The sequence below is a fragment of the Flavobacterium pasteuri genome, assembly GCF_048286615.1.
Classification (GTDB): Bacteria; Bacteroidota; Bacteroidia; order Flavobacteriales; family Flavobacteriaceae; genus Flavobacterium.
The window spans coordinates 86,713-101,563 of record NZ_JBLVPN010000010.1 but is presented as its reverse complement, the minus strand read 5'-3'; the positions used below and the strand labels follow the sequence as shown (position 1 = coordinate 101,563).

Genomic DNA, 14,851 nt, shown 5'->3' with positions numbered 1-14,851 from the left:
ATTTACTGGAATAAAAAATTAATATCTTTTTACAGCGTTTTAACTACAAGGTGAACATCCTTATGTTGATTTAAAATAAATTGTAGTTACTTAGCTATGAACTAATTAAAATTGAAGTAAAATTATTTTAAATTTTTGTGGCTACATAACAGGTCACAACCATTTTAATTTTATAAAAGCAGTTCAGATGTGCCTAGATATTGATAGATTAATATCTATGTTTGTTTATATTTTCTTTGCATCCCAGTTAATGAACTCCTTTGCTTTACTTATTCTGATAGCTATGGGCGAGCCTTCATCTAGCTTACCTACTTCTAATATTGTATTTGCTATTTCAATAGCTTTGTTACGAACTTTCTTTGATAAATTTTTCATTGCTAGGGGAAATCTTTACGTATCTATGGCATAATATTGAATTTTAAAGTTTATTTGTTTTAATAATTAAAAACTAGTTTAGTATCAGCTAATTTTATTACCATCTAACAATATTGTGCTGCAGTTATATGAGTTTATAATTTAATTTCTAGTGGTATAAAGTATAATAAGGAAGTGAATAAAATACAATTACTGAAATTATGATTTCAAAACGTAGTCAATTGCAAAAATACAAGTGTTACATTTCTTTCAGAAAATAAAAGGCGCTACGATACTCAAATTCATAGGAATTTAAAAAGTTGTAGCGCCAGAATTAAATGATCAACATTAATTACATTCATAATTAAAAAAATCGTCACATACTATATGTCTATCTGCAATAATCAATAATTTTATCACAACTTAAAATCTTATCCACAAAGACAAAAGCTTTACTTCTGACCCGATTCTAAATAAGTTTTAAGTTTATTGATATCATCTGTGATCATTTTTTCAAAAAGTGGATTCAACAGATTTGCAATTACTTCTCCCGGCCCTCCCATTGGAGCTCTGTATGAAATCAAGATATCAAGCTCGGTAGTATTTTCTTTTGATCTAAAAACGACTATTCCTTCGTTTTCAATTGTGGATTCAGGCAGAGAATGCCAACTTAACAATTTTTCCTTTTCATCTTTTACTATCTCAGCTTTCCATGTTACTGTACCAATACCAGCCGGACCTTTAGCAGTCCATTGAGATGTTTTATCACTTATATTTTTTACCGATTCTAAATGTGTCATGAATTTTGGTAGATTTTCTAAATTTCTCCAAAAGTTGTAAACTTCAGCAACTGGCAAATTAATAGAACTAATAATTTTAATATTAATATCGTTTGATTTCAATTTTTTTGACTGTTCTAAAACGTCATAAACAGGACAGTAACCTGTGATTCCTCTCAAAAGCATGGCACTTCCTATACTTGTTTGGGTAAAACTCTTGTCTTTATTTTTTAAACCGTTGCAAAGAATCAAGGCGCCACCTGCCAGCATTAAAATTCGTTCCATCTTTGAAACATTGTTATTTTCTTTAAAAAAAATTAAAGGTGATTGTGTTATTGCTTCCATAAGTATTGTGTTAAAGTTATAATGCAGCAAGGCTGCTTTTAAAACGAAATTTATTTCGAGTATTTATTAGAATGATAGCCTATTTGTTAAATACTATATATTAAAATCATGAAACTAAACTTATTTTTTTTCAAAATATAAGTATTGAAAAATAAATATTTCCAAAGTATTTCGATAATTAAAAATTGAGGTCGCTGACTTTTATCTGGAAAACAACCTCAATCAGAGGATAATCATTTAAATAATATGACCAATATTATCAGCTTTGCCATTATCATTTTCAAAGCCTTTTTCATCGTCATCATCGTCATCATCGTCATCATCTTTTTCATCGTCATCATTATCATCGGCATTAAACTCGCTTTGATTTTCTGAAACAGATTCTACAAAAATCCCTTCATTCTGATTTATATCTTTAAAAGCGTCATCATCTCTTTCACCTAGTTCTTCAATAGTATCATCAGAATTAAAATTTGGATTTGAATTTTGATCATTGTCACTATTCCTGCTTCCGTTTCCTGATGCACTTTCTTGGAAGTTTGATGAAGATGTAGCTGATTCACTATCCCTCTGTTCAAACGAATTAAATCTCTCCTCGTTTAGTTGTCCATCATTCTCGGCAAACTGATTTGGATCTTGATTCAATTTAGATTTTTCAAATTCTGTAATTCTTGGTTCGTCTTTATAATTACGATCATCCTGATTGTAATTACCATTTGCATTGTTTTCCATAGTTTTAATTTTTAATTTAATTACTTAATTCATTTAACATTGATTTTGTGGTGATTATTTTAAACTAGTGCTGTACAACGCTTACAAGTTCCAGTTCTAGTTATTGTTTTAAATCCAATCCTCTTTTTAATTTTATTTCTAACAGTTTCTCTCATACTTTTAGCTTTAAACATTATTCTAATGATTATATATTTCAAATTTAGGATTATTACCCACTAAGATTTTACACGTTTAAACGGATGGTTTACAAGATTTTATAACCTTGAAAATATTTAATTATAAAAATGATGTAATACAATAGTTAAATTGTGTAAAAGAGATTAATCAGTTAATGATATTTTTGACATTATCCTTGTAGTAGCATACTAAATGAGAGCAAATAGTAATTTAGGAATCATTAGAAAATATGAAGAAATGTTAAAATATGTCGACTTGAGATTTTATTTTTTAGCGTCTCATCATTAATTGCTTATTGTTAAAACATGTTATTTAACCTAAAATACACTATTCATGAGAATTGAATTTTTAACAATTGTTTAATAAAAATTTATAGATTTTAATTACATCACTGTATAGTCTTTACTTTTATAAAATTTACAGTAGTGTTTTAGTAAAAGTACTTAGCCCATTAATTTTAGTAACATTAGCATCAGCATTAAAAATATAACACTAAGGGTTATAAAGATTACACTGTAGGCCTTCTGCCTTAAATTTAATTTTTGATAACTTTTATTAATGCTTAATAAACCAAATTATAAGATGAAAAATATGGGCTACGATTTCAATAATTCACATATAAAATTAGATTAGCCAAGATGAAAGTGGAAATTATATAATGTTTATTTTTAATTATATAAGTAAAAGTAACATTATTGAAGTAAATTCGTAATGCATCAAAAGCAATTTTTTAAACGCAAAAAAAGTGAATATTATGATTTTTGAAGATGTAAAATTTAAGAGTGGTTTTGATTATATTGAAAAAAATAATTTTTATAATTTTTTAACGGCTTTAATTACTTTGGAAATTATTGATTGGAAATTTGCCTTAAAAATAATAAAATCATATGTCCATTTTCAAATTAAACTAATTAATGATCCGTAAATCCGAGAAATTAAAAAATTATAAACTTTAAACAAATATTAAATTTTGGATAATTAAAATTTTGACAAATTTCAGCAGATGTAATTTATCTCTTTACTATTAAAAAGATACCTAATTAAAAAATTAGATCTCATCCTGTTGAAAAACAAACATAACTTTTAGCTGCCCCGCTGGAACATTATGTTACTTTATGAAAAATTATTGTAAGTGCCCCAAACGTAATTTTATCAATCTTGTAAACTAGAAACTTAACCGGTAATTGATTTAACAAATTAATTATTTCTTAAAATCTGAAACAAATGCATTTCCAAATAAAATATAACTCAAATAAATGCTGTGAAATAGTAACTAGAGAGCAATTAGAGAATTTCTCAATTCCATATGAAATTAATAATATGATGATTATTATTAAACAAGGGATTTCTCGTGAAGTTTTTCAAAATTTAGAAAAAAATCTAGCCCGTTATGGAATCGAAATTAGTGACGATCCTAAAAGAATTTTTTTACAAAGAATAAAGGATGCAATTTCTTTGGTCATCAAAAATGATAGAGCTTTGAAAAACAGAAAAACTTCTGTATATCTGAGCGAGACTTTGGACTTAAGCTACACCCATATTTCTACAGTATTTTCCGAAATAGCATATATTTCAATTGAAAATTACATAATTCTTCAAAAAATTGAAATAGCAAAGCAAATGATAATTGAGGGTAAATATTCACTCACAGAAATCGCTTATGAACTAAATTATAGTAGTGTGGCTCATTTATCCAATCAATTTAAAACCAAAATCGGAATTACACCGACTATGTTTAAACAAATAATGGATGAAAAAAAGACACAACAACTCAACAAAATTATAAAACTTTAACATCAATAATTTATGAAAGACATTACTATGAACATAATCTTCGCTGATGATGATTCAGAAGAACGTATTTTTTTTAAAGATGCTATTGCATCTTTCTCAAAAAAAATATTAATCAAATTTGTGAATGATGGCGAAGAATTGATGGAATATCTAAAAACTTTTGATATCAAATTACCCACAATATTATTTTTAGATTTAAATATGCCAGGAAGAAGTGGGATAGATTGCCTAACAGAAATTCGACAGTCTCCAGAATTGCAACTTTTAACAATAGCAATATATTCAACTTCGTGTGAAACTGAGGATATTCATAATTGTTTTGTTTTAGGAGCTAATGTTTATATCAAAAAACCTAACGATTTTGAAATTCTTAAAAAAAATCTGCAAAAAGTTATTAGTGTGAACTGGCAGTACCAAATATCGGATCTTAGTAGAGAAACCTTTTTTTTAACACTTTAAAATTTTAATCATTTTGAAGGAAATTGTTAAATTGAAAAATATTAAGAACTCATATTAATTTAATGACGAACCAATATTTCTTGTTCTAGAACTTTTGTGAGTAACTAATCATAGTGATAAACAGAATATTTTTCTGCTTAAAATTATTCTTTATTTTAAATACTTTTCTTAATAAAAGAAGAATCAAAAAAATCCTGTGATTAAAGAACATCACAGGATGATTAAAGGGTATCGATTTTGATTTCATGTAATTGAAATTATTTTATTTCTACTCTACAGCATCAAAATTTATTGTATTGTAGGCAGCTTCCGTTAACTTAATATCCGCCTCTTTCTCTTCACCTAGCGTAACCTCTAACAAGCGAGCAGCCTCTTTTTCTCCAAGTGTTTTAGCAAATGCAGCTAAAGTACCATAAGTTGCTATTTCGTAGTGCTCGATTTTTTGTGATGTGGCAATTATTCCGGCATCACGCACGGAACCTGCTTTGGTTTCTTCTACAATAGATTCCCCTTCTGTAATTAAGCCCTCCATAGCTTCACACTTTTTTGCGCTAGCTTTTTCCCCAATAGATTTAAAAATATTTTCAAGTCTAGTAACTTGTTCCTTAGTGACTGTTAAATGACTATTAATTGCTTCTACAAGATTAGCTGAGGTTGCATTTTTTGCCATTTTGGGTAATGCTTTGACAAGTGCCTTTTCAGCCCAATAAATGTCTTTTAGAGAGTTTATAAATAATTCTCTCAACCCTTCCGCAGCGTTTATCATTTTACTATCTGACCCTTTACTCTTAGCTTTTGATGAAGTTTGAGCCTCTTTTTCTGTTACATTAGTTTTCATAGGATTATTTTTTTAAAGATTAATAAAAGCAAATTTATGGAAACGCTATCGCTTAATTTTTATACCATTTGTACCATTAGTTACATGATTTTATTATCCCAAATTAGATATTTAAAAAGAAATAATATCTCTTATATAATTGTAATACTTTTTATTCATAGGTATGAAAATGATATAATTGTTAAAAGTAGAAGTAAACTAATTTTGAGAATTCAATAGATAATATTTTTCTTCCAATATCTCATCAAATAAATATTAACTTAAAATTTGAATTACTATGAAAACTAAAATGGAGAAAACAATAATGCTTAATAATAATGTGGCTCTAGTAAAAAAAGACATTGTACCGCAGTATGACATGATTGTATTTTGTCACCTAAGATGGGAGTTTGTATATCAAAGACCGCAACACCTTATTAGTAGATTATCAAAAAATATGAAAGTACTTTTCGTAGAGGAGCCTATTGCAAAATCACCAGGAGCAAAAGACACGTATACGACTATCAATATCACTGAGAATATTGACGTTTTTAAACCAAAAGTAGATGATATAGAGGATATTGCTCTTTTACTGAAAAAATTTTTAAAAAGCAATAAACCAGTAATTGGGTGGTTTTACTCTTCATCATTTAGCCCTTTGCTAACTGTCATAAATTTTGAAACAGTTATTTATGATTGCATGGATGAACTTTCACTATTTAAGGGAGCATCCAAACATTTAATTAATCAAGAAAAATTTCTACTGTCCCATGCTGATATTGTATTTACTGGAGGGAAGTCATTATTCGAATCAAAAAAGAATCTACATTCAAATGTGTACTGTTTTCCAAGTTCGGTTGATGAAACACACTTTGCGAAAGCACAGAATGGAATTGAAGTACCATCTGATATTTTCTTTCTTAAAAATCCTATAGTAGGATATTATGGTGTAATTGATGAAAGAATTGATTTAGAATTATTACATAACACTGCTAAAATTTTACCCAATGTATCATTTGTTATGATTGGTCCATTAGCCAAAATTGAAGATGGTGATTTGCCCAAAGATCAAAATATTTACTACTTGGGCATGCGATCTTATGAAGTGTTACCCAATTATCTAAAAGCTTTTGATATAGCCATGATGCCGTTTGCACTGAATGAATCAACTAAATATATAAGTCCTACAAAGACCTTAGAGTTTATGGCTGCGGATAAACCCATCATATCCACAAAAATCAAAGACGTGGTACGCGATTACGAAAACTGTATAAATCTTATAGATACTGCCGAAGAGTTTGCCAATACGATTACCACTATCCTTGACTCTGATAAAAGTATGTTGAGCAAGCAAGAAGGTTATTGTAAAATTCTTAAGAATACTTCGTGGGATGCTACAGCTCAAAAAATGACAACTATTATAAACACATTTGCTAAATGAAAAAAATCGACATTGTTATAATAGGCGCAGGAATCTCTGGTGCCGTTCTTGCAGAGCGATACGCATCTATTGGTAAAAAAGTTCTGATTTTGGAAAAGCGGAACCATATCGGCGGTAATTGTTACGATTTTATAGATGAAAATGGAATTTTAGTGTCAAAATATGGCGCTCACTTATTTCACACAAATGATGAAGAAGTCTGGAAATATATTAACAGATTTTCGTCTTGGTACCCTTGGGAGCACACTGTGGTTGCAAGAGTAGATAATCAAACAGTACCTATACCAGTGAACATCAAAACAGTTAATATTTTATTTGGTACAAACATCACTACTGAGGAAGAAATGAGGTTCTGGTTAGAGGAGAATCGTACTCCCTTTGCAAATCCTCGAAACGGAGAGGAAGCGGTTTTGGATCGTGTTGGAGCTGTATTATACGACAAAATGTTTAAGTACTACACAAAAAAACAATGGGATAAATACCCATCAGAACTAGATGCCTCTGTGTTAAATCGTATTCCTGTAAGATATAATCACGATGACCGCTACTTCATAGATAAATATCAGGCGCTGCCTATGGGTGGCTATACGCAACTTTTTGAAAATATGCTTAGTCATAGCAATATTGAAATTAAATTAGAAACTGATTATTTTGATAATAGAAGTGAGTATTCCCATTTTGAAAAGCTATTTTATACGGGTCCCGTGGATCGTTTTTTTGATTTTAAGCACAGTTTGAGTGAAAAACTAGAATATCGGTCTATTAATTTTGTTAGTGAAACTATAGATGCTCCATACTTTCAAGAAAATTCCGTGGTGAACTATCCTGGAATCGAAGTTGATTTTACACGTATTATTGAATACAAGCATTTTGGAAATCAAAAATCAGCAAAAACAACTATTGTAAGAGAATTTACAGTAGATGAGGGCGAGCCTTATTACCCTGTGCCAAATCCTAAAAATCAGGAAATATATTTAAAATACAAATTTGAAGCTGAACAACTTACTAATATTCATTTCGTAGGTAGATTGGCAAACTACAAATATTTTAATATGGATCAAGCTTTTAAAAATGCTTTAGATCTATTCAAAAGTTTAAATTGTGCTGAAAATCTAAAAACAACTTCATAATGAATCTTTTCAATAGTTTTTTTATGGGTGGCTTTGAATGTGCTGATCATATTAATCGCTCAGGCAATAGAGTAAATCTTTTAAAAGAAACTCAACACGACATACGATATTTTAGCGATTATGAAATACTATCCTCCCTTGGTATTAAGACAGTGCGTGAAGGCATATGCTGGAGCAAAGTAGAGAAAACTCCCGGTGTTTTCGATTTTTCTGGAGTCATTAATCGCATCAAAGCGGCTGATAATTTTGGTATACAACTGATTTGGGATCTAATTCATTTTGGCTATCCTGATGGGATTTACCCGAGTCACCCTCATTTTAATCACAGATTTAATTCCCTTTGCCGCGAATTTGCAATTTTTCACAAAAATAGCACAACTAATCAATTGTATGTAGTCCCTATAAATGAAATTAGTTTTTTATCGTGGTATAGTGGGGATAATAAAGGTACTGTTCCCTTTGCTACCAATAATGGTTGGGATATTAAATACCATTTATGTCAAGCAGCCATTATTGGAATACAAACATTAAAAAAAGTTGACCCTGATTGTATAATTGTACTCGTAGAACCCTTGGTGAGTATTCATAAATGTCCACAGGAAGACTATAAAGATTTTGAATTATTGAATGAGCATCAATATCAAGCTATGGATATCATAAGTGGTAGAATGTGCCCAGAACTGGGCGGATCAGAAGAGTTTCTTGATATTCTAGGCTTTAACTACTACTGGAATTGCCAGTGGTCAGTTGATGGTCAAACTCTTGAGTGGCCAGAGCAAACACATAAGATTAGAAAACCACTATCCATTTTATTGCAGTCAGCTTATAAAAGATATCGCAAACCTATATTCTTATCTGAGACAGGCCATTTTGGTACAGGTCGTGTAGAATGGATGGATGAAATTACCCAAGAATGTGAGAGGGCAAAAAAAAATGGCGTTGACTTCAATGGTATCTGTATTTACCCTGTAATCGATCGACCTGACTGGGATAATCTATTAAATTATAGTCAGTGTGGCATATGGGATTTGAATCCGAATGGTGATAGGTTACCGAATCTACCATACATAAATTGTATCAAAAATGCTCAAGAAAAATTCCAACAACCTATAGGAATTATTGATTATGTCTTGACCCTTTTAAAACAAATCATTTAAAAAAAATATAAAATGAGAAATATCAAATTAATAACAGGTATTACCTTCAGTGCCTTTGATCTTTTACATGCAGGCCATGTTCGTATGCTAGAAGAGGCAAAAATGTATTGTGATTATTTAATTGTAGGATTGCAGACCGATCCAACCATAGATCGACCAGAAAAAAATAAACCTACCCAATCCGTGGTAGAACGTTATATTCAACTAAAAGCCTGCAAATTTGTTGATGAAATTATCCCATATACAACTGAGCAGGATTTAGAAGATATTTTACAAACCCTCCCTATTGATGTTAGAGTATTAGGTGATGAATATAAAAACATCAATTTTACAGGTCGATCATTCTGTGAAAAAATGAAAATTAAATTAGTTTATAATACTCGCAAACATCGTTTCTCAAGTAGCGGACTCCGTAAAGAGGTATTCCAATGCGAGTCCTTAAAATCAGTATAAAATCTATTAGTAAAAGAAGTCCCAACAATAGATAAATATAAATCGTGAGGTTTATCAAATATTAATGATCAATAATAAAAACAAACGGAACAAGAGGTAAAAGAACACATCTAAAACTTACTGGATAACAGCAATGCTAAAAATGTTTTAAAATCCGCCTTGTAAATTGCTTTAAAGGCAATAATAATGAGTTTGTATCTTTTTCAAAGAATAATTAATTATCCGATAGCAGTGTAAACTCAAATATGTTTTTTGTACTATTTTTTTAGTATATGAAACTAAACAACCGTTATCAATTAATGAGCGTTAATAATATCCTTGCCACCACATTTTAAATTTAACCACCATATTTAAAAAATTTTAGAAAGAATACCTAATATCCTTATGACAAAATTTTTTGATAAAAATTCTTTAATGACAAAAATCTTGTTTTCAAACTATTATAAGTATCGTGGCAGAAAGATGGATACATAGATATACAGTTTAAATTATGTAAGACTTGAATCAAAAGATGTAACAAATTACAATTGAATCATAATAATTTTGATTAAACATCAGATGCAATAATGAAAAATAAATTGTAAGCAAATTAACTAATTTAAAAAAAATCAAAATGGAAAATATGCAAGATGACAAACTTCGTGATTTATCAAAAAATAAAAGCGATGGTATCAATAAGGCTATGACAACAAATCAGGGTGTTAAAATTAATGATGATAATAATTCTCTTAAAGCAGGAGATCGAGGACCAACATTATTGGAAGATTTTATATTGAGAGAAAAAATAACGCATTTTGATCACGAGAGAATTCCTGAAAGAATTGTGCATGCTAGAGGCTCAGGAGCACATGGTTTCTTTGAAGTTACTAATCCAATACCCGAGTTAACCAAAGCTGGATTTTTACAAAAAAAAGGGATTAAAACACCTGTATTTACTAGATTTTCAACTGTTGCTGGATCACGCGGTTCAACTGATCTTGCAAGAGATGTGAGAGGTTTTTCGGTGAAATTCTACACACAAGAGGGAAATTATGATCTAGTTGGCAATAACATCCCAGTCTTTTTCATTCAGGATGCTTCAAAGTTTCCTGACCTTGTTCATGCAGTGAAACCTGAACCTCATAATGAAATACCTCAAGCAGCATCTGCTCATGATACATTTTGGGATTTCATTTCCTTGATGCCGGAATCTATGCATATGATAATGTGGGTGATGTCAGATCGAGCTATTCCTAGGAGTTATCGAATGATGGAAGGTTTTGGCGTTCATACTTTCAGATTAATCAATGAAAGCGATGAAGCCACTTTTGTAAAGTTTCATTGGAAGCCTAAATTAGGCACCCATGCCGTTGCTTGGGATGAAGCACAAAAAATTTCGGGCAAAAATTCAGATTTTCATAGACAAGACCTTTGGGAAGCAATTGATATGGGGAATTTCCCAGAGTGGGAACTTGGAGTACAAATTATTCCTATTGAAGATGAACACAAATATGATTTCGATTTGCTAGATCCAACAAAGTTAGTACCTGAAGACCTTGTTCCTGTAACCATTATCGGGAAAATGGTTCTTAACAAAAATCCAGACAATTTTTTTGCAGAAACTGAACAAATTGCTTTTCATCCTGGCCATATTGTTCCTGGAATAGATTTTAGTAATGACCCTCTACTGCAGGGCCGTCTATTTTCTTATACAGATACGCAGTTATCGAGACTTGGTAGTGCTAATTTTCATGAAATACCGATTAACAGAAGTGTTGCGCCTACACACAACAACCAACGGGATGGTGCGATGCGTCAACAAATTGACAAAGGGAGAGTAAGCTATCATCCAAATTCATTAGGAGGTGGTTGTCCTTACCAATCTAAAATCAGTGACGGCGGATTTGCAAGTTTCAGTGAGCGTATTGATGCTCATAAAGTTAGAGAACGAAGCGAAAGTTTTAATAATCATTTTTCGCAAGCAAAATTATTCTTTAATAGCCAAACAACAGTTGAAAAGAGTCATATTGTGAAAGCACTCCGTTTTGAACTTGGAAAAGTTGAGACAGCCGCTATACGTTCCAGAATGTTGGGTCTCTTATCTCTAGTCGATGAAACACTAGCTGAATGTGTATCCAAAGGTATCGGAACAATAGTTCCACCAATTTTAGAAAGACCTCTGAACCATGGTGTATCACCGGAAAATGAAAATGGTATTCAAGAACCTCTTGAGACACCCCAAGAAGTTACCAATTCCCAGGCACTTAGTATGATTAATAATCCAACTAATTCCACAATAATTGCTTCACGAAGAGTAGCTATTATTTGCACAGATGGAGTTTCAGCAGAGAGCGTATCAAGTTTAAAAATTGCCTTACTTAAAGAAGATGCTAAAGGATTTATAATTGCTCCTAATCTAGGCGCGATATCAACAAATGATGGTGGTGCTCTATCTGTAGATTATAGTTTCTTAACCTCATCCTCAGTTTTATTTGATGCAGTCTATATTCCGTATGGACTCAATTTAAATACGCTTGCGGAAAGTGACGATATGAGCGAATTTTTAAATGATGCCTACAAACATTGCAAAGTAATTGGTGCTGAAGGTGATGCAGCACTTTTAGTGAGCTTGGCACCATTTTCATCAAAAATTACAGATAGCGATTGGGGGATAATTATAACGGATGAAATAGCAAACGCTCTTCACATACAAAAGTTTATAACTACATTGAGTAGCCATCGTGTTTGGCAACGTGAACCCAATTTATACATATAAAAATTCTAAACTATGAAAGATTTAAAAATGGAAAATCAAACAAAAGGCACCACAGACAAAAGAATAGTAAATCAATTTGTACCCTCAAAAACTGGTGCGGCAACTGAACTCAAAGAGTTATTTATTGATAGTTTAAAAGATATTTATTGGGCAGAAAGCGCTTTAGTTAATGCTTTGCCTAAAATGGCAGCAAATGCAACTTCAGCAATTCTTGCAAATAATATAATGGAACATTTGGAAATTACTAAAAACCAAGTAATCCGACTTGAAAAAGTATTTGAGCTATTAGGAGTAAAGGCAGAAGGTAAAAAATGTGAAGCAATGACCGGACTCTTAAAAGAAGGTGACAGTATATTAGAAGAGACTATACCTGGCGCTGTGCGTGACGCGGGAATCATTGCTGCTTCACAAAAAATTGAACATTATGAAATTGCGTCGTACGGGACATTGATCGCCTTCGCAAAGACTATTGGCAAAAATGATGTTGCAAAATTATTGACTCAAACTTTAGCTGAAGAAAAGGAAGCAGACTGCATTTTAAATGAGGTAGCATTAAATTCTGTAAATATTTTAGCTACGACTTTGTAGTAATTACAATATGAAGATAAATTTTACACTATTTGATTAATTTTATAATCTTCATAATTGATTACTGCAATAGTGTTGGAGAAAAAGTGCAGTTTAACCTGCACTTTTTTTTATTTCATTTCATATAAAATGAATTGTAGTAATTTAATTATCCATTTTGAGATACATTATTATATCGCATAGATTACTATTTATGATTTCTAAATCAATTTTTTAATTTTTGCATTCTTAATCAAACGAAATTAATATTAAAGTAGATAGGATTTTTTTTTCATGTTTATTTCTACAATTTTTTTTTAAAATTATCATATCCTCTCTTATTTTTTTATCCAAAACTTTTGCATAATGCTATGTAGTTCTCAAATTTTTGACCTAGCATTTTACTTGCACTATCAATTGGAATACCATTTGTAAGCGTTACAGTCGTTGCAACAGTATGTCTAGCAATGTGGAAGGTTAAATCCTTATTAATGCCGCAAACATCTGCAATTTCTTTTAAATATGCATTCATTTTCTAATTACTCAAAATAAGAGGTAGTCTGTATTGATTTTTACTTTCCGGAAGGTCGTTATACTTATCGATAATCATTTGGGTGATTGGAAGAATTGGAATTTTAGAAGCGGTTTCAGTTTTCTGTCTGTGGGTAAATATCCATTTCTCGCCATCAATACCGATGCTTATATGCAATTTTGTTAAGTTTTTGACATCAATGTAACCCAAACCAGTAAAGCAGCTGAAAAGGAATATATCACGTACTAGCGATAACCTTTGTGTTTTAAAATCTTTTTCAATAATATTTTGAATTTCTCCTTCAGATAAATAAACTATCTCGACTTCTTTAGCTTTCGATTTGTAATTCGTAAACGGATTTTTGTCGAACCAGTCATTGGCCAAACAAAGTTTAATTATTTCACTAAAATTTTTAACATACTTTACCACCGTATTATTGGCACAGTTACCAACGCTTCTTAACCAAAACTCGTTATCGGTTATAAAAGCGTGATCTATTTTATTTATCTCGATATCCGAAACTTTATATTTCCATTTAGAAATTCTTTAGTATAACTCAACGAAGTTTTGTAACGTTCTAATGTACTTGGAGCATATTCTTTGCCAACCAGTTATTTGATTTTGTTATTGTGGTCTTGGAAAATGGGAATGAGCATACATTTAGTTTCAGTAGTTCCAAACAATTCATTCTTCAAATTTTCGGAAATAATTTTGATATATTTTTTTAACAATCTTTTTTCTACTTCCAAAACTTGATTTTTCAAATAATTCAGATGGCTGTTTATTGTTCTACCTTCTTCATTAGTACCCTTAACTTTAGATCCTTCGCCTGACTATCTTTCGGGATTTACATACTTGTTAGCACTAAACTCAAATCGTTTGGCTTGGATTGTTACTCTTGCTTAAATAGGGCAGATGCCTTCGTTGTTGGCTTTTGATCTCTTTATGTAAAAGAGAATTGATACATTAGTGTTCATAAGTGGTAACCTTTTAGTTATTATTAAATTTAAAATTTCTAATAATTACAAACAAGATGTACATATTTTGAATATGTTGTTGAACACCTTGCTGTACTGGTGATTTTCTGTGAGAGGTGTCACTTAAATTTTTATAATTTAGTGACACCTCGAAAGACACCAAAACTTTGAGATTAAATGAATAGTTTGATATTCCTATAAACGAAAAAACCCACTAAATTGTTGAATTTAGTGGGTTTTGTAACCATTTGCCTTTCGGCTCGCGGAGAAAGAGGGATTCGAACCCCCGGACCTGTTACAGTCAACAGTTTTCAAGACTGCCGCATTCGACCGCTCTGCCATTTCTCCAATATGTCGCTTTCATTACCTGATTGCGAGTGCA

At 31.0% G+C, this 14,851-nt stretch carries 14 protein-coding genes, 1 tRNA gene and 1 pseudogene; 9 read left to right on the top strand and 7 right to left on the bottom strand.

Annotated elements, in window-relative coordinates:
* Positions 1 to 806 precede the first annotated feature (806 nt).
* Both ACNQF6_RS14345 and ACNQF6_RS14340 read right to left on the bottom strand, forming a co-directional pair.
* Positions 807 to 1,478, bottom strand: a complete 672-nt coding sequence (locus tag ACNQF6_RS14345) for an SRPBCC family protein (RefSeq protein ID WP_417966599.1) — start codon at positions 1,476 to 1,478, stop codon at positions 807 to 809.
* Positions 1,479 to 1,715: 237 nt separating this feature from the next.
* Positions 1,716 to 2,210 carry a hypothetical protein gene (locus tag ACNQF6_RS14340; RefSeq protein ID WP_417966598.1) on the bottom strand — a complete coding sequence of 165 codons (495 nt, stop codon included), beginning with the start codon at positions 2,208 to 2,210 and terminating at the stop codon, positions 1,716 to 1,718.
* 931 nt (positions 2,211 to 3,141) lie between these two features.
* Between ACNQF6_RS14340 and ACNQF6_RS14335 the strand changes: the two genes are divergently transcribed.
* The 3 genes from ACNQF6_RS14335 to ACNQF6_RS14325 all read left to right on the top strand — a co-directional run bounded on the left by ACNQF6_RS14335 (position 3,142) and on the right by ACNQF6_RS14325 (position 4,640).
* Positions 3,142 to 3,312: a hypothetical protein gene (locus ACNQF6_RS14335; RefSeq protein WP_417966597.1), complete on the top strand. Its 171-nt coding sequence runs from the start codon at positions 3,142 to 3,144 to the stop codon at positions 3,310 to 3,312.
* A 299-nt stretch (positions 3,313 to 3,611) separates the two neighbouring features.
* Positions 3,612 to 4,181 (top strand): helix-turn-helix domain-containing protein, encoded by a 570-nt coding sequence (locus tag ACNQF6_RS14330; protein ID WP_417966596.1) that lies wholly within the window; start codon positions 3,612 to 3,614, stop codon positions 4,179 to 4,181.
* A gap of 12 nt (positions 4,182 to 4,193) precedes the next feature.
* Positions 4,194 to 4,640, top strand: a complete 447-nt coding sequence (locus ACNQF6_RS14325; protein ID WP_417966595.1) for a response regulator — start codon at positions 4,194 to 4,196, stop codon at positions 4,638 to 4,640.
* Between the two features lie 268 nt (positions 4,641 to 4,908).
* On the opposite strand, the gene ACNQF6_RS14320 is transcribed toward ACNQF6_RS14325, so the two are convergent.
* Positions 4,909 to 5,478 carry a YciE/YciF ferroxidase family protein gene (locus tag ACNQF6_RS14320; protein ID WP_417966594.1) on the bottom strand — a complete coding sequence of 190 codons (570 nt, stop codon included), beginning with the start codon at positions 5,476 to 5,478 and terminating at the stop codon, positions 4,909 to 4,911.
* A 436-nt stretch (positions 5,479 to 5,914) separates the two neighbouring features.
* Between ACNQF6_RS14320 and ACNQF6_RS14315 the strand changes: the two genes are divergently transcribed.
* The 6 genes from ACNQF6_RS14315 to ACNQF6_RS14290 all read left to right on the top strand — a co-directional run bounded on the left by ACNQF6_RS14315 (position 5,915) and on the right by ACNQF6_RS14290 (position 12,981).
* Complete coding sequence (locus tag ACNQF6_RS14315; protein WP_417966593.1) at positions 5,915 to 6,898, top strand: glycosyltransferase; 984 nt, start codon at positions 5,915 to 5,917, stop codon at positions 6,896 to 6,898.
* Positions 6,895 to 8,028, top strand: a complete 1,134-nt coding sequence (gene glf / locus ACNQF6_RS14310; protein ID WP_417966592.1) for a UDP-galactopyranose mutase — start codon at positions 6,895 to 6,897, stop codon at positions 8,026 to 8,028. Before ACNQF6_RS14315 ends, glf begins: the two co-directional genes overlap by 4 nt.
* Positions 8,028 to 9,185: a hypothetical protein gene (locus ACNQF6_RS14305; RefSeq protein WP_417966591.1), complete on the top strand. Its 1,158-nt coding sequence runs from the start codon at positions 8,028 to 8,030 to the stop codon at positions 9,183 to 9,185. The genes glf and ACNQF6_RS14305 overlap by 1 nt, the downstream gene beginning before the upstream one ends.
* 12 nt (positions 9,186 to 9,197) lie before the next feature.
* Positions 9,198 to 9,638, top strand: a complete 441-nt coding sequence (locus ACNQF6_RS14300) for an adenylyltransferase/cytidyltransferase family protein (protein WP_417966590.1) — start codon at positions 9,198 to 9,200, stop codon at positions 9,636 to 9,638.
* A gap of 613 nt (positions 9,639 to 10,251) precedes the next feature.
* Entirely contained in the window at positions 10,252 to 12,393 is a 2,142-nt protein-coding gene (locus ACNQF6_RS14295; RefSeq protein ID WP_417966589.1) for a catalase, read from the top strand.
* Between the two features lie 12 nt (positions 12,394 to 12,405).
* Complete coding sequence (locus ACNQF6_RS14290; protein WP_417966588.1) at positions 12,406 to 12,981, top strand: YciE/YciF ferroxidase family protein; 576 nt, start codon at positions 12,406 to 12,408, stop codon at positions 12,979 to 12,981.
* Between the two features lie 325 nt (positions 12,982 to 13,306).
* On the opposite strand, the gene ACNQF6_RS14285 is transcribed toward ACNQF6_RS14290, so the two are convergent.
* From ACNQF6_RS14285 to ACNQF6_RS14270, 4 genes and pseudogenes are all read right to left on the bottom strand, one after another.
* On the bottom strand, positions 13,307 to 13,492 hold the full coding sequence (locus tag ACNQF6_RS14285; protein ID WP_417966587.1) for a site-specific integrase: 186 nt from the start codon (positions 13,490 to 13,492) through the stop codon (positions 13,307 to 13,309).
* 3 nt (positions 13,493 to 13,495) lie between these two features.
* Positions 13,496 to 13,876 (bottom strand): site-specific integrase, encoded by a 381-nt coding sequence (locus ACNQF6_RS14280; protein ID WP_417966586.1) that lies wholly within the window; start codon positions 13,874 to 13,876, stop codon positions 13,496 to 13,498.
* Between the two features lie 15 nt (positions 13,877 to 13,891).
* Positions 13,892 to 13,975 (bottom strand): annotated as a pseudogene (locus ACNQF6_RS14275) (hypothetical protein); the annotation flags it as partial.
* Positions 13,976 to 14,732: 757 nt separating this feature from the next.
* Positions 14,733 to 14,817: transfer RNA gene (locus ACNQF6_RS14270), tRNA-Ser, on the bottom strand.
* Between the last annotated feature and the right edge of the window lie 34 nt (positions 14,818 to 14,851).